This window comes from Streptomyces sp. NPDC090083 (assembly GCF_044747445.1).
Taxonomy (GTDB): Bacteria; Actinomycetota; Actinomycetes; order Streptomycetales; family Streptomycetaceae; genus Streptomyces.
The window spans coordinates 176,946-197,011 of the sequence record NZ_JBIVED010000016.1; the positions used below are offsets into that span (position 1 = coordinate 176,946).

Annotated in this window: 14 protein-coding genes; 5 read left to right on the forward strand and 9 right to left on the reverse strand. The window is 70.5% G+C overall.

Features of this window, described 5'->3' with window-relative positions; translation table 11 throughout:
- Nucleotides 1–37: 37 nt before the first annotated feature.
- The 4 genes from ACIPTO_RS39345 to ACIPTO_RS39360 are packed head-to-tail and all read right to left on the reverse strand — an operon-like array spanning nucleotide 38 to nucleotide 4,249.
- The gene (locus ACIPTO_RS39345) at nucleotides 38–1,054 is read right to left on the reverse strand and encodes a LacI family DNA-binding transcriptional regulator (protein WP_401199994.1); all 1,017 of its coding nucleotides are present in this window, start codon (nucleotides 1,052–1,054) and stop codon (nucleotides 38–40) included.
- Nucleotides 1,051–1,932, reverse strand: a complete 882-nt coding sequence (locus ACIPTO_RS39350; RefSeq protein ID WP_366324723.1) for a carbohydrate ABC transporter permease — start codon at nucleotides 1,930–1,932, stop codon at nucleotides 1,051–1,053. Before ACIPTO_RS39350 ends, ACIPTO_RS39345 begins: the two co-directional genes overlap by 4 nt.
- Nucleotides 1,929–2,918, reverse strand: coding sequence for a sugar ABC transporter permease (locus ACIPTO_RS39355; protein ID WP_366324721.1), 990 nt, complete (start codon nucleotides 2,916–2,918; stop codon nucleotides 1,929–1,931). Before ACIPTO_RS39355 ends, ACIPTO_RS39350 begins: the two co-directional genes overlap by 4 nt.
- A complete protein-coding gene (locus tag ACIPTO_RS39360; protein WP_401199997.1) occupies nucleotides 2,915–4,249 on the reverse strand; it encodes an ABC transporter substrate-binding protein in 1,335 nt (444 codons plus the stop codon). Before ACIPTO_RS39360 ends, ACIPTO_RS39355 begins: the two co-directional genes overlap by 4 nt.
- Before the next feature lie 233 nt (nucleotides 4,250–4,482).
- Here ACIPTO_RS39360 and ACIPTO_RS39365 point away from each other — a divergent pair, with 233 nt between their 5' ends.
- Nucleotides 4,483–6,489 (forward strand): beta-galactosidase, encoded by a 2,007-nt coding sequence (locus ACIPTO_RS39365; protein WP_401199999.1) that lies wholly within the window; start codon nucleotides 4,483–4,485, stop codon nucleotides 6,487–6,489.
- 83 nt (nucleotides 6,490–6,572) lie between these two features.
- Nucleotides 6,573–7,760, forward strand: a complete 1,188-nt coding sequence (locus tag ACIPTO_RS39370; protein ID WP_401200002.1) for an arabinogalactan endo-beta-1,4-galactanase — start codon at nucleotides 6,573–6,575, stop codon at nucleotides 7,758–7,760.
- Nucleotides 7,761–7,827: 67 nt separating this feature from the next.
- Here the strand turns inward: ACIPTO_RS39370 and ACIPTO_RS39375 are convergent, their stop codons facing one another.
- Nucleotides 7,828–9,075 carry an ATP-grasp domain-containing protein gene (locus ACIPTO_RS39375; protein ID WP_401200058.1) on the reverse strand — a complete coding sequence of 416 codons (1,248 nt, stop codon included), beginning with the start codon at nucleotides 9,073–9,075 and terminating at the stop codon, nucleotides 7,828–7,830.
- 219 nt (nucleotides 9,076–9,294) lie between these two features.
- On the opposite strand from ACIPTO_RS39375, the gene fahA reads away from it, so the two are divergent.
- Both fahA and ACIPTO_RS39385 read left to right on the forward strand, forming a co-directional pair.
- Complete coding sequence (gene fahA, locus ACIPTO_RS39380; RefSeq protein ID WP_401200005.1) at nucleotides 9,295–10,509, forward strand: fumarylacetoacetase; 1,215 nt, start codon at nucleotides 9,295–9,297, stop codon at nucleotides 10,507–10,509.
- Between the two features lie 326 nt (nucleotides 10,510–10,835).
- Nucleotides 10,836–11,774, forward strand: a complete 939-nt coding sequence (locus ACIPTO_RS39385; RefSeq protein WP_366324711.1) for a M56 family metallopeptidase — start codon at nucleotides 10,836–10,838, stop codon at nucleotides 11,772–11,774.
- A gap of 123 nt (nucleotides 11,775–11,897) precedes the next feature.
- Here the strand turns inward: ACIPTO_RS39385 and recQ are convergent, their stop codons facing one another.
- Entirely contained in the window at nucleotides 11,898–13,988 is a 2,091-nt protein-coding gene (recQ, locus tag ACIPTO_RS39390; RefSeq protein WP_401200008.1) for a DNA helicase RecQ, read from the reverse strand.
- 351 nt (nucleotides 13,989–14,339) lie between these two features.
- On the opposite strand from recQ, the gene ACIPTO_RS39395 reads away from it, so the two are divergent.
- Nucleotides 14,340–14,876 carry a hypothetical protein gene (locus ACIPTO_RS39395; RefSeq protein WP_401200011.1) on the forward strand — a complete coding sequence of 179 codons (537 nt, stop codon included), beginning with the start codon at nucleotides 14,340–14,342 and terminating at the stop codon, nucleotides 14,874–14,876.
- A gap of 58 nt (nucleotides 14,877–14,934) precedes the next feature.
- Here the strand turns inward: ACIPTO_RS39395 and nuoN are convergent, their stop codons facing one another.
- Genes nuoN through nuoL form a run of 3 tightly spaced genes read right to left on the reverse strand, consistent with a single transcriptional unit; the run spans nucleotide 14,935 to nucleotide 20,059 of the window.
- On the reverse strand, nucleotides 14,935–16,590 hold the full coding sequence (nuoN, locus tag ACIPTO_RS39400) for an NADH-quinone oxidoreductase subunit NuoN (protein WP_401200014.1): 1,656 nt from the start codon (nucleotides 16,588–16,590) through the stop codon (nucleotides 14,935–14,937).
- Complete coding sequence (locus ACIPTO_RS39405; protein ID WP_366324703.1) at nucleotides 16,587–18,158, reverse strand: NADH-quinone oxidoreductase subunit M; 1,572 nt, start codon at nucleotides 18,156–18,158, stop codon at nucleotides 16,587–16,589. Before ACIPTO_RS39405 ends, nuoN begins: the two co-directional genes overlap by 4 nt.
- A 5-nt stretch (nucleotides 18,159–18,163) precedes the next feature.
- Nucleotides 18,164–20,059, reverse strand: coding sequence for an NADH-quinone oxidoreductase subunit L (gene nuoL, locus ACIPTO_RS39410; protein WP_401200017.1), 1,896 nt, complete (start codon nucleotides 20,057–20,059; stop codon nucleotides 18,164–18,166).
- Nucleotides 20,060–20,066 lie beyond the last annotated feature (7 nt).

A 20,066-nucleotide genomic window follows, 5' to 3' on the forward strand; every position in this document is an offset into this window, starting at 1 on the left:
TTAACCCGAGTTCCGGTTGGTTTGACAATTACGACCGTTATGCCGAGTCCCGTACCACCAGTTCCGTAGGCAGAATCACGCCGGACGTGTCCTCGCCGGCGATCTGGGCCAGGAGCATGCGGACCATCTCGGCGCTGATGCGGTCGTAGGGCTGGCGCATGGTCGTGAGGGCCGGGGTGATGGAGGTGGCCGCGGCCGAGTCGTCGAAGCCTCCGACAGCGATGTCGTCCGGGACCGAACGGCCGGATTTCTGGAGGGTGTCGACCACTCCGAGGGCCATCAGGTCGGACGCCACGAAGACCGCGTCGATGTCCGGGGCCCGGGCGAGGAGACACCGTGCCGCCGCCTCGCCGCCCGCGCGGCGGTAGTCGCCCTCCACCACGAGGGCCGGGTCGTGCGGCAGGCCCGCTTCGGTGAGGACGTCCCGGTAGCCCGCCAGCCGGTCGGGGCCGCCGGGGGCGTCCAGCGGGCCGGTGACCATGGCGATGCGGCGGCGGCCCCGCGCGATGAGGTGGCGGACCATCTCCTGGGCGCCGTCGCGGTCGGCCGCCGCCACGTAGCTGTACCTGGAGGCCGTGCCCAGGGGTTTGCCGCAGGCCACCAACGGGATGCCCGCGGACCGGAGTTCGGCCGCCACCGGGTCGCCGCTGTGGTTGGAGACGAGGAGGACGCCGTCGACGTGGCCCGAGGTGATGTACCGCGTGAGGCGGCGGCGGTCGTCCTTCGACGAGGCCAGCATCAGCAGCAGCGGGATGTCGTGGCGGGCCAGGTGTTCGGTGCAACCCCGCAGCAGGACATTGAAGTTGGGGTCCTCGAAGAACTTCTCCTGCGGCTCGGTGAGGAGGAACGCCACCGAGTCCGACCGGCCGGTGCTCAGCGAGCGGGCGTGCCGGTTGACGACGTAGCCCGTCTTCCTGATCGCCGTCTCCACCGCGGTGCGGGCGGCCGGTGAGACGTAGTGGCCGCCGTTCAGGAACCGGGAGACGGTGCCCCGGGAGACCCCTGCCTCCCGGGCCACGTCGTGGATGGTGGGGGGTTTGCGCCTCACGCTCACGCCTTGACCGAACCGCTCAGCAGGTCCAGTGACCAGAAGCGCTGGATCACCAGGAACAGCGCGATCAGGGGGAGGATCGCGAGGAAACAGCCCATGATGACCAGGGTGTAGAGCGCGGGTTGGGAGGCGCCCTGGTTGAGCAGGGTGTAAAGGCCCAGCGTGAGCGGGAACTTGCTGTCGTCCGCGAGCATCACGTACGGCAGCAGGAAGTTGTTCCAGATGCCGACGAACTGGAACAGGAACACCGTGATGAGCCCGGGCATCATCATCGGCACCGCGATCCGCGAGAAGATCCGCCACTCGCTCGCGCCGTCCATGCGGGCGGCTTCGAGGAGTTCGCCCGGGACGGAGGCGGCCGCGTAGATGCGGACGAGGTAGACGCCGTACGGGGAGAGGATCGACGGGAGGAGCATCGACCAGTAGGAGTCGGCCAGGCCGAGCTTCGACAGCAGGAGGTACTGCGGGACGGTCAGCACGATGCTCGGGACGAGGACGCCGGCCAGCATCAGCTTGAAGACGAACTCCCGTCCCCTGAAGGCGAATCGGCCGAGCGCGTAGCCGCCGGCGGCCGAGACCGCGGCGGACAGGAGGGCGCCGCCGCCCGCGTAGAACAGGGAGTTGACCATCCACTGCCAGTAGATGCCGTCCCGGTACGAGCTGAGCTGCTTGAGGTTGTCGGCGAAGCCGGTGCCGGGCGCGAAGGTGAACGTGGAGAAGAGTTCGCCGCGGCCCTTGCTGGCGGCGATGACCACCCAGACCACGGGGATCAGGCAGTACAGCGAGCCGAGGATCAGCACGAGGGTGGGCACCCACGCGGTGCGCCTGCGCCGGGCGGGGCCCGGGCGGGCGTCGGTGGCGGTGAGGGTGAGGGGGGTCATGCCCGGTCCTCCCGGGTGTAGCGGTCGGAGACGCGCAGCAGCGTGAAGGAGAGCGCGAAGGTCGCCAGGGCCAGCACCACGGCGGTGGCGGAGGCGCCGTAGATGTCCGACCTGAGGAAGGCCGCGTCGTAGATGGCCATCAGCGGACTCCAGGAGCTGGAGAGGCCGTTGGTCAGCGGCTTGAGGGCCATGGGCTCGGTGAAGACCTGGAGGGTGGCGATGACCGAGAAGAAGAACGTGAGCACGAGGGACGGCATCACGATCGGGATCTTGATCCGCAGGGCGATCTTCAGGTCGGAGGCGCCGTCGATGCGGGCGGCCTCGTAGATCTCCTGCGGGATCGAGCGCAGCGCGGTGTAGATGACGATCATGTTGAAGCCGGTGCCGCCCCACACCGCGATGTTCGCGAAGGAGAGGTACAGGTTGCCGCCGTCGAACAGGTCGGGCTGCGGGAGTCCGAACTCGCGGAGCAGGTAGTAGAAGGGGCTGACCGTCGGCAGGTAGAGGAAGCCCCACATCAGGGCGGCGATGATGCCGGGGACGGCGTACGGCAGGAAGATCGCGAGGCGGGCGAACGTGGCGCTGCGGGCCCGCGGGGTGTCCAGCATCAGCGCGAAGACCAGGGCCAGGCCGAGCATCGTGGGGATGACGATCAGGCCGTAGCCGAAGGCGCGCAGGACGCTGTGGCCGAACTCGGAGTCCTCGAAGACGGCGGTGTAGTTGCCGATGCCGTTCCAGACCTGCCGGCGGGCGCCCTTGCCGAGGCCGATGCCCTTGACCTGGACCTTGTGGAGACTGAGCCACACCGCGTACCCGATCGGCACGACGGTGAAGGCGGCGAACAGGAGCACGGCCGGTACGAGGAACCAGTACGGCGCGCTGCGGCCACGACGGCGGACGCGGTGGGGGCGGACGGGTGTGGCGGTGCCGTCCGCCAAGGGCCCGGCCGTCGTGCGGTCGGAGCCCTTGAGCGGAGTGGCGGTCATGCCTCGGTCACCTTGAAGCCCTGCTTCTTCATGTCGCTGAAGGTCTTCGCCTGCATGGTGGCCAGCGCGGTGTCGAACTGCGCGGCCTTCTTCGCCTTGGCGGCGGTGCCGAACGCGTCGCTGAAGGTGTCGTAGGCGACCTGGACGTTCGGACCCCAGGCGGAGGCCGCCGTGGTGGCGGCGATCTTGGCGGCCGTGTCGTAGAAGTCGGTCTGGTTCGGGAAGAACTCGGGGGTGGTGAGGACCGAGCCGGACTGGCCCTTGGTGGCCGCCGGGTAGATGCCGGCCTCCTTGACCAGGGCGGCGAGCGCCTCGGGGTCGGTGTTCAGCCAGTTGGCGAACTTGGTCGCCGCGTCGGCGTGCTTCGAGTCGGTGGAGACGCCGGTGGAGGAGCCGCCCCAGCTGCCGGTGACGTCCTCGCCCGCGCTCCACTGCGGCAGCGGGGCCATGCGCCACTTGCCCTTGGTGTCGGGGGCCGAGCTGACCAGCACTCCGGGCGCCCACACGGCGGAGACCCAGGCGAGGTGGGTGCCCTTGTTCAGCGCGTTGTTCCAAGCCGGCGTGTACATCGGCTGGTTGTCGATCACTCCCTCCTGGACGAGCCCGCCCCAGAAGTCGGTGACCTTCTTCGTGGCCGCGTCGTCGATGCCGACGGTCCACTTGCCGCCGCTCTCCACGGTCCACCACTTGGCACCGGCCTGCTGCGCCAACCCGGCGAACAGTCCGGGGTCGTTGGAGGAGAACGTCGTCAAGTAGGCGTTCGGCACGGCCTTCCTGGCGGCGCGGGCGGTCTTCGCGAAGTCGTCCCAGGTGGCGGGGACGGTCAGGTCGTGCTGCTTGAACAGGTCCTCGCGGTAGAAGAACATCAGCGGCCCGGAGTCCTGCGGTATCGCGTAGACCGCGTCGGTGCCGAGCGTGACCATGCTCCAGAGTCCGTCCGCGAACTGGGACTTGGCGGACTTCGCGTACTTCGAGATGTCGGCGAGCACGTCGTTGGAGACCAGCGTCGGCAGCGACTGGTACTCGACCTGGATGAGGTCGGGGGCGTTGCCCGCCTTCTTCGCGGTGATCAGCTTGGAGACGATGTCCTTGCCCGCGGCCTGCTTGGAGACGGTGACCGTGATGTCCGGGTTCTTCTTGTTCCAGATCGCGGCGACCTTGTCCATGTTCGGCGCCCAGGACCAGTAGGTCAGCTTGACGGGCCCGCTGCTCTTGCCGGAGTCGTCGTCGGAACCGCCGCAGGCGGCGAGGGTGCCCGTGAGGCCTACGGCTGCCGCCCCGGCAAGGATGCTGCGCCTGCTGAACTGGTGGCGGTGGATCGACATCTTCATCTCCCCTGACTGAGTGCGAGCCGGCCCCCGATGTCCCATCGGATGTCCCGTCGTGCCCCGCACGGCTCTGTGACCGTGCACAGTAGAGAATTGTTTCGGACCCTTGTCAATGGATGAACCCTGGGGTTACCTACTTGTTGCTGACGGCTGGACGCCACATCCCTGCATGTGCACGATCACAGAATCAGCAGCATTTCCGTCGCCCCAGTCGCCGATTCCCCGGGAGTGAACCCATGCCGTCCCCCGCCCCGCACGACCGTCTGCCGCTCGCCTTCGGAGGTGACTACAACCCCGAGCAGTGGCCGCAGGAGGTCTGGGAGGAGGACGTACGGCTGATGCGGGAGGCCGGTGTCACGGCCGTCTCCCTCGGGGTCTTCTCCTGGGCCCGCCTGGAGCCGCGCCCCGGCACGTACGACTGGGAGTGGCTCGACACGGTGATGGACCTGCTGCACACGGCCGGGATCTCCGTGAACCTCGGCACCCCCACCGTCGTCCCCCCGGCGTGGTTCTACCGCGCGCACCCCGACGCGCTGCCCGTGACCCGCGAGGGCGTGCGCCTCGCCTTCGGCTCGCGGGGCGCGATCTGCCACTCGCACCCCGGCTACCGGGCGGCGGCGGCCACGATCACGACCGCACTGGCCGAGCGCTACGGCAGCCACCCCGCCGTGATCCTCTGGCACGTCCACAACGAGTACGGCGCCCCCGTCCTCGCCTGCTACTGCGACACCTGCGCGGCGGCCTTCCGGGACTGGCTGCGTGCGCGGTACGACACCCTCGACGCCCTCAACCACGCCTGGGGAACGGCCTTCTGGGGCCAGCAGTACGGCGACTGGGAGGAGATCACCCCGCCCCGCGCGACGCCGTCGGTGTGCAATCCCACCCAGCAGTTGGACTACCGGCGCTTCGCCGACGCGCAGGCCCGCGCCAACTTCACCGCCGAGCGGGACATCCTGCACCGCCTCTCCCCCGGCGTCCCGGTCACCACCAACTTCATGGTCGCGCCGAGCCAGGGCCCGGGCGTCGACTACTGGGCCTGGGCGAAGGAGGTCGACCTCGTCACCAACGACCACTACCTGATGACCGACGGCCGCCGTACCCACGTGAACCTGGCGCTGGCCGCCGACCTGACCCGCTCGGTGGCCGGCGGCGGCCCGTGGCTGCTGCTGGAACACGCCACGTCGGGGGTCAACTGGCAGCCGTACAACCCCGCGAAGCGTCCCGGTGAGATGGCGCGCAACTCGCTCGGGCATGTGGCGCGCGGCTCCGAGGGCGCGATGTTCTTCCAGTGGCGGCAGTCGCCGTCGGGCGCGGAGAAGTTCCACACCGCGATGCTGGCGAACTCCGGTACGGACAACCGCGGTTGGCGCGAGGTCACCGAACTGGGGCGGCGGGTCGCGGAGTTGGGCCGGGACGGGCTACGCGGCACCCGGACCCGGGGCGACGTGGCGATGGTGTGGTCCTGGGACTCCTGGTGGGCGCAGAGCCTGGAGTGGCGGCCGAGCCAGGACCTGGACGCGCGCGAGCGGTTGGACGCGTTCTACGAGGCCCTGTACGACCGGCACCTGACGGTGGACTTCGTGCCGCCGACGGGACTCGCCGACCTCGACCCGGAGCGGTATCCGCTGCTGGTGGTACCGCAGTTGTACGCTGCGCCGGCCGGTGCGGGCGCCGACCTGGAGCGGTACGTGTCGGCGGGCGGGACCCTGCTGGTCTCCTTCTTCTCCGGGATCGTCGACGAGAACGACACGCTGCATCCCGGCGCGTACCCGGGGGCACTGCGGGACGTACTCGGCCTGACCGTCGAGGAGTTCGACCCGCTGCTGCCGGGCGAGACGGTGTCGGTCCGGACGGCGGACGGCGCCTTGCGCACGGCGGACCTGTGGTCGGAGGTCGTGGTGCCGGGCGACGGCTGCGAGGTCCTGGCCCGGTTCGAGGGCGGGCGCGGGTCCGGCGGCCCGGCGCTGACGCGGCGCGCGGCCGGGTCGGGGGCGGCCTGGTACCTGGCCACGCGTCTCACCGGCGACGACCTGGCCGCCGTGGTGGGCCTCGCCCTCGCGGACGCCGGGATCACCCCGGCCGGGCTGCCGCGCGATGTCGAACTCGTCGTGCGGGAGGGCGAGTCGGGGACGTTTCGCTTCGCGGTGAACCACACCGGGAGCGAGGTGAAGGTGGTGCTGCCGGACGGAAGCAGGGTCGCGGTACCGGCGGGCGGGGTGGAGGTCTTCCGGGATCCAAGCTGACCCGGACGCGGCTCGTCTCGGCTCGGCTCGGCCCAGCTCAACTTGCTTGTCTTCTTGGCTACTTGCTGAAGGGAAACTTCGTGATGCGCAGACGCAGTGTTCTTACGGCGGCGGGGGCGGCGGCACTCGCCGTGCCGGTGCTGGGCGCGACGCCGGCGGTGGCCGGTACCGGTGCCGGTACGTCGACCGGGGGCTCGGCCGGAGCTGGGCACGGCCGGCGCCGGCTGGAGATCCGGGGGATGGACATCTCCTCGCTCCCCAAGGACGAGGCGCACGGGGCGGTCTACCGCCGGGCGGACGGCCGCCGGGACGACCCGGTCCGCATCCTGGCCGACGCGGGCGTCACCCACGCCCGCCTCAAGGTGTGGGTGAACCCGGCCGACGGCTACAACACCAAGCAGCACATCCTGCCGCTGGCCAGGCGGTTGCGCCGGGCGGGCATCGGGATCTGGGTCGACTTCCACTACTCCGACACCTGGGCCGACCCGTCCCACCAGACCAAGCCCGCGGCCTGGGCCGACCTCGACGTGGCGGGCCTGACACGGGCGGTCCACGACCACACCGCCGACGTCCTGGGCGCGCTGCGCCGCCAGGGCACCCCGGCCGACCTGGTCCAGATCGGCAACGAGATCAACGGCGGCCTGCTCTGGCCCACCGGCAAGAACTGGGGTGACGACGCCGGGGGTTGGGGCAACCTGACGGCCTTCCTCAAGGCGGGCCTGAACGCGGCCCGCGACACCACCCCGCGCATCCGCACGATGCTCCACATCGCCTCCGGCGGCGACAACGGCACGTCCCGCTGGTGGTACGACAACGTGGTCGCCGACGGCGTCGACTTCGACATCATCGCCCAGTCCTACTACCCCTTCTGGCACGGCACCCCGGACGCGGCGGCGGCCAACCTGGCCGATCTGGCGACCCGTTACGGCAAGCCGGTCCTGATCGCCGAGACGGCGTACCCGTTCACGCTGGAGAGCGAGGACGCCACGAACGACATCATGTACGACCCCTCCCAGCTGACCCCGGGCTACCCGGCGACCCCGGCAGGCCAGGCGGCCTGGCTGCGGACGGTGGCGGACCTGATGGCGAACGTCCCCGGCGACAAGGGCCTGGGCTACTGCTACTGGGAGGGCGTGTGGACCTACCGCCCGGGCGACGGCTGGGACCCGACGGACCCGGCCTCCGGCAACGCATGGGAGAACCTGGCCCTGTTCGACTTCCGGGACCGTGCGCTGCCGGGGTTGAGGACGCTCGGGGGCTATCGGGGATGAGGACGCTTCGGCGGCGGTGGGCGTAGGCGCGCCTCGGCGGCGGTCGTCATCCACCGGCCCGCTTGGGCTACGGCTTGGTGCCGCTGCCGCTGCCGCGCCGGTTGGTGCGCCAGAGCTGGTAGAGGTGCCTCGCGCCCGGGCGCACGAAGCGGGCCAGCATCGTGAAGAACGGCCGCAGGTCGTCACCCGCGAACCAGGCCAGCTCCGTCCCGCTCGGCCGCGGCGGCGCGTGCGGTGTCGTATAGCCGCTGCGGCGGTAGGCGAGGAGGGCGGGCAGGTCGATGTTCTCCACGATGTACCGGTGGCCGGCGCGCTGTTCGCCCTCGGGGACGGGGCGGCCGGTCAGGTCGAGGTGCATGGCGCGGACCACGTCCACCCCCGACTCGTTCTCGAAGAGCCGGAACTGGGCGCCCATGCGGGGGTTGAAGTCGAGCAGTTTGTACTGGCCGTCGCGCCGGTCGAAGCGCAGGTCGAGGTCGATGACGCCGGTGAAGCCGATCTGTTTGATGAAACGTGCGGCGATGTCCGCGAGTTCCGGGTTGTCGACCACGTACGCGTTCGCGGTCATGCCCGCGTGCGGCGGCCAGGAACGCACCTTGACGCCGGTGAACATCGCGAGCGGCGTGGAGTCCTGGTCGAAGTAGGCGTGCACGATCCAGTCCTCGGCCTCCTCCCTCGGCAGGTACTCCTGGAGGATCACCCCGGGCTGCTCGCCCCAGTCCCGGGCCAGCGTGAGCAGCCCCTCGCGGGTCGCGATCCTCGTCGTCCCGTTCACGGCCGGCCGGGAGCGCCGTACGAACGCCTCCCTGTTCTTGGCCACGATCGGGAAACGGGCCTTCTCCGCGAAGTCGACGACGTCGTCGTAGGACCGCGGGAAGGCGGCCGTCGGGCTCGGGATGCCGTGTTCGGCGCAGAGTTCGTGCAGGCCCTGTTTGCTCGCGAGGTGTCGCGGCAGCTCCGGTTCCACCCGCGGGAAGAGGAAGCGGGTGCCGAGCGCGTCCTGGTGCTCGGCGATCAGGACCGCGGCCTCCTCGTCCGTCGGGATGAGGACGGTGGGCCGGCCGATGCGGCGCCCGATGCGCAGCAGGCCCTCCACCAGCCGCCCGGGTTCCTCCGTGCCGGTCGTCGGCCAGACGAACGCGCGCTCCAGATACCGGGACGCGGCGGCCGGTGTGTAACGGTCCTCCGTGATCGCGTACATCGGCACGCCGAGCCGTCCCAGACTCCGGATCGCGCCCACCCCGCCGTGATGCAGCGGATAGTCGCCGAACTTGACGATGAGGCCCGGCACTTCACGGTCGGCCTCGAAAGGCATGCCGCTGAAGCGCTTGGCCACGGGTCCCCCCACGTGTCCCCCTCTACGGACCGGACCCACCCCGTCCGTGTCCCCCCAAAGGACGCTAAGCCGGAATTGCCTCTTCCGACAAGGCCTATTCGGACATTGCGAACTCTTTAGACACTGCCGGTTCGCGCAACTCACCCGTAACGTGTGGCCCGGCCACATGCGAGTACGTACGAGAGTGAGGCAGCACCCATGCCCCCCTTCGATCTTCCCGAGGGCGACCCCTTCGGCCCGCACAACCTTCCCTACGGCGTCTTCTCGCCCGTCGGCTCGGACGAACGGACCGTCGGTGTCCGGCTCGGCGACCACGTCCTCGACGCGGGCGCGGCGGCGGAGGCCCTCGGTTCGCCGTACGTCTCCCTCCTCGCGCACCCGAGTCTGGGCCCGCTGCTCGCCGCGGGCCACACGGCCTGGTCGGACGTCCGGCGCGCGCTGACCGCGTGGGTGACGGTCCCCTCCCACCAGGACACGATCGCCCCGTACTTCCACCCCCTCTCGTCGGTGACCCTGCACCTCCCCTTCGAGGTCGCGGACTACGTCGACTTCTACGCCTCCGAGAACCACGCCCGGAACGTCGGCCGCATCTTCCGCCCCGACGCCCCCGACACGCTGACCCCCAACTGGAAGCACCTGCCGATCGGTTACCACGGCCGCGCCGGCACGGTCGTCGTCTCGGGCACGGATGTCGTACGTCCGTCCGGACAGCGCAAGTCCCCCGCCGACCCCGCGCCCGTCTTCGGCCCGTCCGTGCGCCTGGACATCGAGGCGGAGGTCGGTTTCGTGGTGGGCACGCCGTCGGCGATGGGCACGCCGGTGCCGCTCGCCGACTTCCGCGAGCACGTGTTCGGCCTGTGCCTCCTCAACGACTGGTCGGCACGCGACATCCAGGCCTGGGAGTACGTCCCGCTCGGCCCCTTCCTCGGCAAGTCCTTCGCCACGTCGGTGTCGGCGTGGATCACCCCGCTGGACGCGTTGGAGGACTCCCGGGTCGCCCCGCCCGAGCGCACCCATGAACTCCTCCCCTACCTGGACGACTCGGCCGAGGAACCCGGCGGCTACGACCTCCGCATCACGGTCGCCATCAACGGCCACACGGTCTCCGAGCCACCGTTCTCCACCATGTACTGGACGGCCGCCCAGCAACTCGCCCAGATGACGGCCAACGGCGCGTCCCTCCGCACCGGCGACCTGTACGGCTCCGGCACGGTCAGCGGCCCGGTCGAACGCGAGCGCGGCTCCCTGCTGGAACTGACCTGGAACGGCCGCGACCCCCTCGAACTCCCGTCAGGCAAGCGGACGTTCCTGGAGGACGGCGACGAGGTGACCCTCTCGGCGTGGGCCCCCGGGGCGAACGGCACCCGCGTGGGCCTGGGCGAGGTCACCGGACGGGTCGTGCCACGAGGATGAGGTCGCGGCCGTGAGCTGGCGTGAGCGGGGGCGCGGTGAGGTGGCGGTCGCAGGGTGACGTCGGCGGCGGGGGTGACGGTGGCGTGGCCGGCGGGTGGGTCGGGGGCGTTCGGGGGCCGCATGCCGTGTGCGGCCGGTGGTCGCCGTACACCTGACGCCGGTCGTCCGTGCCGTCATACTGGCGGCGGGCGACGCACATGCCGTGCGCCCGCCCCCGGGTACAGCCGCACCCGCGCATTCCGTTCTTCCGTTACGCCCATCCGTTCCACCCCTGCCTTCTCTTCTTCTTCCGTTTCTTCCGCCGACCAGGATCCGGAGCCCGTGGCATGACCGTCTGCCTGCTCCTGCTGAGCGTCGTCGCCCTCTCGGCCGCCGTGCCGGCTCCGCGTGCGCTGACCCGGGCCGTGTGGCCCGAGCGGGAACCCGTGGTCGGCCTGTGGGTGTGGCAGTGCCTGGTCGCCACGGTCCTGCTGTGCTGTCTCGCCGCCCTGGTGCTGGGTGCCGCCGCCGTCTTCCACACGGTCCGCGACCACGTCTTCGCCCCCGCTCCGCCCGCCGTGACCGCGGCCTACGATCTCTCCGCCGCCCCGGCCTGGGCGGTCGCCCTCACGCTGTCACTGGCCTGCGGGGCCGCCTGGACGACGGCGATGCTGGCCCGCGAACTCGCCGAGGCGAGGCGCCGACGCGGTCAGGCCCGTGCGCATCTGCGGGAGCGCGCTCCCGATCTGCCGGCCGGACTGCCCGCGGCGCGCGGCCCCCTGCTGGTGCTGGAGGACGAGTACCCGGACGCCTGGTGGATGCCCGGCCATCCGCCCCAACTGGTCGTCACCACAGGCGCGTTGCACCGCCTCACCGGCCACCAGCTGGACGCGGTCCTCACCCACGAGCGCGGTCACGCCCGCGCCCACCACGACTGGCTGCTCCATCTCTCGACGGCGCTGGCCTCCGGTTTTCCGCACGTCCCGCTGTTCGCCCACTTCTGCGACCAGACCCACCGGCTGGTCGAACTGGCCGCGGACGACACCGCCTCGCGCCGATGCGGACACCTGACGACGGCGCTGGCCCTCATCGAACTGAACAACCACCGAGGCGTCCTCTCCTGCGCCTCCAGCCACCGCCTCCTCGGCGAACGCGTCGACCGTCTCCTGGACCCCCGCCCCCGCCTGGGCCGCCGCCACCGCGCCCTGACGACGACGGTCGCGACCTTGGTCCCCCTGCTGCCCCTCCTGATCGTGTTCGCACCTGGGCTCACGGCTCTGGGGTGAGGGTGCCGGGGTGAGAGTGCCGGGGCCGCCCGGCTGTCCCGTTGCGAGTTCCGAAGTCACCCACGCCTCACCCCCGGTCGCTCACCCTCCGGGTCGCTCCTCCGGGTCGCCCCTTCCGGTCCCCTACATCCAGTCCTCCGGCTCCGGCTCCGCGTCCATCTCCGGCCAGTAGTCCGCCCCGGGGTCGACATCCTTCGCCGCACGCCCCGTTGCAGGAGCCGCCGCCCGTGCCTGTGCCTGGCCCTGTGCCTGCACGGGCACCGCAGCACCAGGACCCGCACCCGCACCCGCCGGAGCTGCCCCTGACGACCCCGCGGGTGCCTCGCCCAGAGAGGCCAGCACCCCGATCACGCCCTCCCCGTACGTCGCCAGCTTCTTCTCGCCGACCCCGCTGATCTCCCCGAGCTGCCCCACCGAGGTCGGCCACGCCGTGGCGATCTCCCGCAACGTCGCGTCGTGGAAGATGACGTACGCCGGAACGCCCTGTTCACGCGCCTGCTCCGCACGCCAGGCACGCAGCGCCTCGAAGGCCGGCTGCAACGACTCCGGCAACTCCACCGCCGCCGCCTTGGCCTTGCGCTCGCCCCGGCCCGAGGACGACCCCGAGCGCGAGGAACCCGCCGGCTTCTTCGGCTCCTTGCGCAGCGGCACCTCCCGCTCGCGCCGCAGCACCGTCCCGCTCGCCTCGGTAAGCACCAGCGTGCCGTACTCCCCCTCGACCGCGAGCAGCCCCTGCGCCAGCAACTGCCGTACGACACCGCGCCATTCGCCCTCGGCGAGATCCTCGCCGATGCCGAACACGGACAGCTGGTCGTGGTCGAACTGGATCACCTTGGCCGTGCGGCGCCCCATGAGGATGTCGACGATCTGCACGGCGCCGAACTTCTGGCCCCGTTCCCGCTGCAGGCGCACCACCGTCGACAGGACCTTCTGCGCGGCGACCGTGCCGTCCCATGTCTCCGGCGGAGTCAGGCAGGTGTCGCAGTTGCCGCAGCCCGCCGCGTCCGGGTCCTGGCCGAAGTAGGCGAGGAGTTGACCGCGTCGGCACTGCGCGGTCTCGCAGAGCGCGAGCATGGCCTCCAGGTGCGCGGCGGCCCGGCGGCGGAACGCCTCGTCGCCCTCGCTGGACTGGATCATCTTGCGCTGCTGTATGACGTCGTTCAGGCCGTACGCCATCCATGCCGTCGACGGCATGCCGTCCCGCCCGGCACGGCCCGTCTCCTGGTAGTAGCCCTCCACCGACTTGGGCAGGTCGAGGTGGGCGACGAACCGCACGTCCGGCTTGTCGATGCCCATGCCGAAGGCGATGGTCGCGACGACGACCAGGCCCTCCTCGCGCAGGAACCGCGACTGATGCGCCGCGCGGGTGCCCGAGTCCAGGCCCGCGTGGTACGGCACCGCCTCGATGCCGTTGCGCGACAGGAACTCGGCGGTGGTCTCGACGGACTTGCGCGACAGGCAGTACACGATGCCCGCGTCGCCCGCGTGCTCCTCGCGCAGGAAGCTCAGCAGCTGCTTCTTGGGGTCGGCCTTCGGCACGATCCGGTACTGGATGTTGGGCCGGTCGAAGCTCGCCACGAAGTGCCGGGCGCTCGGCATGTTCAGCCGCTGGGTGATCTCCTTGTGCGTCGCGTCCGTGGCCGTCGCCGTGAGCGCGATCCGCGGGACGTCCGGCCACCGCTCCCCGAGCACCGAGAGGGAGAGGTAGTCCGGGCGGAAGTCGTGACCCCAGGACGACACACAGTGCGCCTCGTCGATCGCGAACACGGAGATCTTGCCGCGCGACAGCAGGTCCAGCGTGTTGTCGAGGCGCAGCCGCTCCGGCGCGAGGTAGATCAGGTCCAGCTCGCCGGCCAGGAACTCCGCCTCGACCACGCGCCGCTCGTCGAAGTCCTGCGTCGAGTTCATGAACCCGGCGCGCACCCCGAGCGCCCGCAGCGCGTCCACCTGGTCCTGCATCAGCGCGATCAGCGGGGAGACGACCACGCCCGTACCGGGTCTGACCAGGGACGGGATCTGGTAGCAGAGCGACTTGCCGCCGCCGGTCGGCATGAGGACGACGGCGTCACCGCCCGCCACCACGTGCTCGATGACCGCTTCCTGCTCGCCGCGGAAGCTGTCGTAGCCGAAGACGCGGTGGAGCGTGGCCAGTGCCTCGCTCTCGCCGTGTGCCGCCGGCGTCCGTACTTCGGTCGTCACAACCGTCCCGCCCATCCCGTGCATCGCTCGTCCCCCGTGCGTCGTCCCTCGACCACTGCGTCCACGATAGGGCTCCGCACCGACAGCGTCGGAGTTATCCACAGGCTGGTGACGGTGACGGTGGCGGGTGGCGTCCGGCAGCGGTGGCCGTGCGGCCCGGTGGCGGTGACCGGTGCGGCCCGGCGGGCGGTGGCCGTGCGGCCCGTCGGGCGGTGACCGGCTGTGGTCAACCGGATGGCTCCCGTCACATGGCGCGACCGATTCGGCCGGACCATGCTGCTGGGGCGGGACCGCGGAGGCCCGCCACGCCCCGAACGGACGGCGCGCCGTGCGTGCGGACGCCTCCCGAAGCCAAGGAGTCCCACCATGTCCCCTCGGTCCCTGCGTGCCGTCGAGGCCGCCGCCGCGGTGGCGACCGCCGCGGCCTTCGCGCTGACCGCCGCCCCGGCCCACGCCGCACCCCACCCCGATCCGGCCGTGTGGACCCAGCTGAGCAGGACGACCCAGGCCACCGGCACGTACGGGTACGAGGGGTCCGCCGCGGCCGGCGGCTACGCGCGCACCGACACCTGCGTCGCCGACCCCACCGCGGGCGGCATGGGCTACCACTACGTCAACCCGGCGAACATCGGTTCGGTCGACCCGCGGAAGCCCGCGGCCCTCGTCTACGCGGACGGGTTCACGAACGAGTACACGGGCACGTCCAGCGGCGGCACGCGCAAGCTGGTCGCGGTGGAGTGGGTCGTGAAGGACTCGGGGCAGGCGGCGCCGACGCTGTTCGGGCAGACCTTCCAGAGGGACCAGCTCCCGGGCTACTTCACCCTGCACGCCTGGCTCTACCAGCCCAACCCGGTGGGCCTGTTCGCCGCCTGGAACCCCGAGGTCGTCTGTCCGGCGGTCTGACCGCGCACACGCGAAGGCCCCGGCTCCCGCGCGGGGAACCGGGGCCTTCGGCCTGTGCTCAGCGCACGAACACCCCGGCCTGGTTGGCCAGGTCCAGGAAGTACTGCGGGGCCACACCGAGGACGAGCGTGGCCGCCACGGCCACGCCGATCGTCGCCATGGTCAGCGGGGACGGGACCGCGACGGTGGGGCCGTCGGGCCGCGGCTCGCTGAAGAACATGAGCACGATCACGCGGATGTAGAAGAACGCCGCGATGGCCGACGAGAGCACACCGACCACGACCAGCGGGGCCGCGCCACCGGACGCCGCCGCCTTGAACACGGCGAACTTCCCGGCGAACCCGGCCGTCAGCGGAATGCCCGCAAAGGACAGCAGGAACACCGCGAACACGGCCGCGACCAGCGGTGATCTGCGCCCGAGCCCCGCCCACTTGGACAGGTGCGTCGCCTCGCCGCCCGCGTCCCGGACGAGGGTGACGACCGCGAAGGCGCCGATCGTCACGAACGAGTAGGCGCCCAGGTAGAACAGCACGGACGAGACACCGTCCCGGGTGGTCGCGATGACACCCGCGAGGATGAAGCCCGCGTGCGCGATCGACGAGTACGCCAGGAGCCGCTTGATGTCGGTCTGGGTGATCGCGACGATCGCGCCGCCCAGCATCGTGATGATCGCCACGCCCCACATGACGGGCCGCCAGTCCCAGCGCAGGCCCGGCAGCACGACGTAGAGGAGGCGGAGCAGCGCGCCGAAGGCGGCCACCTTGGTGGCGGCGGCCATGAAGCCGGTGACCGGGGTGGGCGCGCCCTGGTAGACGTCGGGCGTCCACATGTGGAACGGCACCGCGCCGACCTTGAACAGCAGCCCCATGACGATCATCGCGCCGCCGATGAGCAGCAGCGCGTCGTTGCCCATGGTGTCCGCGAGGGCGGGGTTGATGTTGGTGATGGAGCCGTCGACGACCTGCGCGATCGTGGAGTACGACATCGAGCCCGCGTAGCCGTAGAGCAGCGCGGTGCCGAACAGGGTGAACGCGGAGGCGAAGGCGCCCAGGAGGAAGTACTTGACCGCGGCCTCCTGCGACAGGAGCCGCTTGCGGCGGGCCAGGGCGCACAGGAGGTAGAGCGGGAGCGAGAAGACTTCCAGGGCGACGAACAGGGTCAGCAGGTCGTTGGCCGACGGGAAGACGAGCATTCCGGCGACCGCGAAGAGCAGGAGCGGGAACACCTCCGTGGTGGTGAACCCGGCCTTGACGGCGGCCTTCTCGCTGTCGCTGCCCGGTACGGAGGCGGCCTGCGCGGCGAACGAGTCGACGCGGCTGCCGTGCGCCTCCGGGTCGAGCCTGCGCTCGGCGAAGGTGAACAGGCCGACCAGTCCGGAGAGCAGGATCACGCCCTGGAGGAACAGGGCGGGCCCGTCGACGGCGATGGCGCCCATGGCGGCGATGTGCGCCTTGGTGGTGCCGTACCCGTCCGCCGCGAGCGCCACGACCGCCGCGAAGGCGGCGCACAGCGCCACGGCGGACACGAACACCTGGGCGTAGTAACGGGACTTGCGCGGGACGAACGCCTCGACCAGGACCCCGATGAGCGCCGCGCCGAGGATGATCAAGGTGGGCGACAATTGCGCGTACTCGATCTTCGGCGCCGGGATCTTCGAGATCGGGTCGGCCGTTGCCGCCGTTGTCCACAGGCTGTGGACGGCTGTTGCGCTCACTTGGCCGCCTCCACCGAGGGCTTGGGATCCTTCTTGTGTACGTCGGACAGAGTCTGCTTGACCGACGGGTTCACGATGTCCGTGACGGGCTTCGGGTAGACGCCCAGGAAGATCAGCAGCACGATCAGCGGGGCGACGACCAGGAGTTCACGCGGGCGCAGGTCCGGCATCGTGGCGACCTCGGGCTTCACCGGGCCGGTCATCGTCCGCTGGTAGAGGACGAGGGTGTACAGCGCGGCGAGGACGATGCCGAAGGTGGCGATGATCCCGATCGCGGGATAGCGCGAGAACGTGCCGACCAGGACCAGGAACTCGCTCACGAAGGGCGCGAGTCCGGGCAGCGACAGGGTGGCCAGACCGCCGATCAGGAAGGTGCCCGCGAGCACCGGGGCGACTTTCTGCACCCCTCCGTAGTCGGCGATCAGACGCGAGCCGCGCCGCGAGATCAGGAAGCCGGCGACGAGCATCAGCGCGGCCGTGGAAATACCGTGGTTGACCATGTACAGCGTCGCGCCGGACTGGCCCTGGCTGGTCATCGCGAAGATGCCCAGGATGATGAACCCGAAGTGCGAGATCGACGCGTACGCCACCAGCCGCTTGATGTCCCGCTGCCCGACCGCGAGCAGCGCGCCGTAGATGATGCTGATCACGGCGAGGACGAGGATCACGGGCGTCGCCCACTTGCTGGCCTCCGGGAACAGCTGGAGGCAGAAGCGGAGCATCGCGAAGGTGCCGACCTTGTCGACGACCGCCGTGATCAGCACGGCGACCGGGGCGGTCGCCTCGCCCATCGCGTTGGGCAGCCAGGTGTGCAGCGGCCACAGGGGCGCCTTCACCGCGAAGGCGAAGAAGAAGCCCAGGAACAGCCAGCGTTCGGTGTTCGTCGCCATGTGCAGCGAGCCGTTGGCCCGCGCCTGCGCGATCTCCGTGAGCGAGAAGTTCCCGGCCACCACGTAGAGACCGATCACGGCCGCCAGCATGATGAGGCCGCCGACCAGGTTGTAGAGCAGGAACTTGACCGCCGCGTACGACCGTTGGGTGGCCGCCGCCTCGTCGCCGTGCTCGTGGGCCCGGTCCCCGAAGCCGCCGATGAGGAAGTACATCGGGATCAGCATGGCTTCGAAGAAGATGTAGAAGAGGAAGACGTCGGTGGCCTCGAAGGAGATGATCACCATCGCCTCCACCGCAAGGATGAGGGCGAAGAAGCCCTGGGTGGGCCGCCAGCGCTTGTTGCCGGTCTCCAGGGGGTCGGCGTCGTGCCAGCCCGCCAGGATCACGAACGGGATCAGCAGGGCGGTGAGCGCCAGGAGCGCGACCGCGATGCCGTCCACGCCCAGTTCGTAGCGGACCCCGAAGGCGGCGATCCAGGCGTGGGACTCGGTGAGTTGGTAGCGGTCGCCGCCCGGGTCGAAGCGGACCAGGACCGTGACGGCGAGCGCGAGCGTCGCCAGCGAGACCAGCAGCGCCAGCCATTTCGCGGCGGTGCGCCGGGCGGCCGGGACGGCGGCCGTGGCCACCGCCCCGAGGGCCGGCAGCACCGCCGTCGCTGTCAGGAGGGGAAAGGACATCGGTATCAGACCGCCCTCATCAGCAGGGTCGCGGCGACGAGGATGGCCGCACCGCCGAACATCGAGACCGCGTACGACCGCGCATAGCCGTTCTGCAGCTTGCGCAGCCTTCCGGAGAGGCCGCCCATGGAGGCCGCCGTGCCGTTGACGACGCCGTCGACCAGGGTGTGGTCGACGTAGACCAGGGAGCGGGTGAGGTGCTCGCCGCCGCGCACCAGGACGACGTGGTTGAAGTCGTCCTGGAGGAGGTCGCGGCGGGCGGCCCGGGTGAGCAGCGAGCCGCGCGGGGCGACGGCCGGGACCGGCTTGCGGCCGTACTGCGCCCAGGCGATGGCGACGCCGACGATCAGGACCACCATGGTGGCCAGGGTGACCGTCAGGGCGCTGACCGGGGAGTTGCCCTCCTCGTGGCCGGTGATGGGCTCCAGCCAGTGCAGGAAGCGGTTCCCGATCCCGAAGAAGGCGCCCGCTCCGACCGAGCCGATCGCCAGCACCATCATGGGGATGGTCATGGTCCTCGGGGACTCGTGCGGGTGCGGCTCGTTGCCGTTCTCGTCGGGCTGCCAGCGCTTCTCGCCGAAGAAGGTCATCAGCATCACGCGCGTCATGTAGTACGCCGTGATGGCCGCGCCCAGCAGGGCCGCGCCGCCGAGGATCCAGCCCTCGGTGCCGCCCTTGGCGAAGGCCGCCTCGATGATCTTGTCCTTGGAGAAGAAGCCGGACAGGCCGGGGAAGCCGATGATGGCGAGGTAGCCGAGGCCGAAGGTGACGAACGTGATCGGCATGTACGAGCGGAGGCCGCCGTACTTGCGCATGTCGACCTCGTCGTTCATCCCGTGCATGACCGAACCGGCGCCGAGGAAGAGCCCGGCCTTGAAGAAGCCGTGCGTCACCAGGTGCATGATCGCGAAGACGTAGCCGATGGGGCCGAGTCCTGCGGCGAGCACCATGTAGCCGATCTGCGACATGGTCGAGCCGGCGAGGGCCTTCTTGATGTCGTCCTTCGCGCAACCGACGATCGCACCGAACAGGAGCGTGACGGCACCGACGACGGTGACCACCAGCTGTGCGTCCGGCGCGCCGTTGAAGATCGCTCCGGAGCGGACGATCAGGTACACGCCGGCGGTCACCATGGTCGCCGCGTGGATGAGGGCCGAGACCGGGGTCGGGCCCTCCATCGCGTCGCCGAGCCAGGACTGCAGCGGCACCTGGGCGGACTTGCCGCAGGCCGCGAGGAGCAGCATCAGGGCGATGCCCGTGAGCTTGCCCTCGGAGGCGTCACCGACGTGGCTGAGGACCGGCCCGAAGGCGAACGTCCCGAACGTGGTGAACATCAGCATGATGGCGATCGACAGGCCCATGTCGCCGACCCGGTTGACCAGGAAGGCCTTCTTCGCGGCGGTCGCCGCGCTGGGCTTGTGCTGCCAGAAGCCGATCAGCAGGTAGGAGGCGAGACCGACGCCCTCCCAGCCGACGTACAGCAGCAGGTAGTTGTCGGCGAGGACGAGGATCAGCATCGCCGCGAGGAACAGGTTCAGGTAGCCGAAGAAGCGGCGCTTGCGCTCGTCGTGCTCCATGTACCCGATCGAGTACAGGTGGATCAGCGAGCCGACGCCGGTGATCAGCAGGACGAAGGTCATCGACAGCTGGTCGAGGCGGAAGGTGACGTCCGCCTGGAAGCCCTCGACGGGGACCCAGGTCCACAGGTGCTGCATGAGCGTCCGGTGCTCGGCGCTCTTCCCCAGCAGGTCGGTGAAGAGGACGACACCGATCACGAAGGAGGCGGCCGCGAGGATCGTGCCGATCCAGTGGCCGACGGCGTCGAGCCGCCGGCCGCCGCACAGCAGTACGGCCGCTCCGAGCAGAGGCGCCGCTACCAGCAGCGCAATCAGGTTCTCCACGATTCAG

Excerpts from the sequence above, each read along its gene's own strand:
- ACIPTO_RS39350 (WP_366324723.1), bottom strand. The coding sequence starts at position 1,932 with ATGACCCCCCTCACCCTCACCGCCACCGACGCCCGCCCGGGCCCCGCC.
- ACIPTO_RS39355 (WP_366324721.1), bottom strand. The coding sequence starts at position 2,918 with ATGACCGCCACTCCGCTCAAGGGCTCCGACCGCACGACGGCCGGGCCC.
- ACIPTO_RS39360 (WP_401199997.1), bottom strand. The coding sequence starts at position 4,249 with ATGAAGATGTCGATCCACCGCCACCAGTTCAGCAGGCGCAGCATCCTT.
- ACIPTO_RS39365 (WP_401199999.1), top strand. The coding sequence starts at position 4,483 with ATGCCGTCCCCCGCCCCGCACGACCGTCTGCCGCTCGCCTTCGGAGGT.
- ACIPTO_RS39370 (WP_401200002.1), top strand. The coding sequence starts at position 6,573 with ATGCGCAGACGCAGTGTTCTTACGGCGGCGGGGGCGGCGGCACTCGCC.
- ACIPTO_RS39375 (WP_401200058.1), bottom strand. The coding sequence starts at position 9,075 with ATGCCTTTCGAGGCCGACCGTGAAGTGCCGGGCCTCATCGTCAAGTTC.
- fahA (WP_401200005.1), top strand. The coding sequence starts at position 9,295 with ATGCCCCCCTTCGATCTTCCCGAGGGCGACCCCTTCGGCCCGCACAAC.
- ACIPTO_RS39385 (WP_366324711.1), top strand. The coding sequence starts at position 10,836 with ATGACCGTCTGCCTGCTCCTGCTGAGCGTCGTCGCCCTCTCGGCCGCC.
- recQ (WP_401200008.1), bottom strand. The coding sequence starts at position 13,988 with ATGGGCGGGACGGTTGTGACGACCGAAGTACGGACGCCGGCGGCACAC.
- ACIPTO_RS39395 (WP_401200011.1), top strand. The coding sequence starts at position 14,340 with ATGTCCCCTCGGTCCCTGCGTGCCGTCGAGGCCGCCGCCGCGGTGGCG.
- ACIPTO_RS39405 (WP_366324703.1), bottom strand. The coding sequence starts at position 18,158 with ATGTCCTTTCCCCTCCTGACAGCGACGGCGGTGCTGCCGGCCCTCGGG.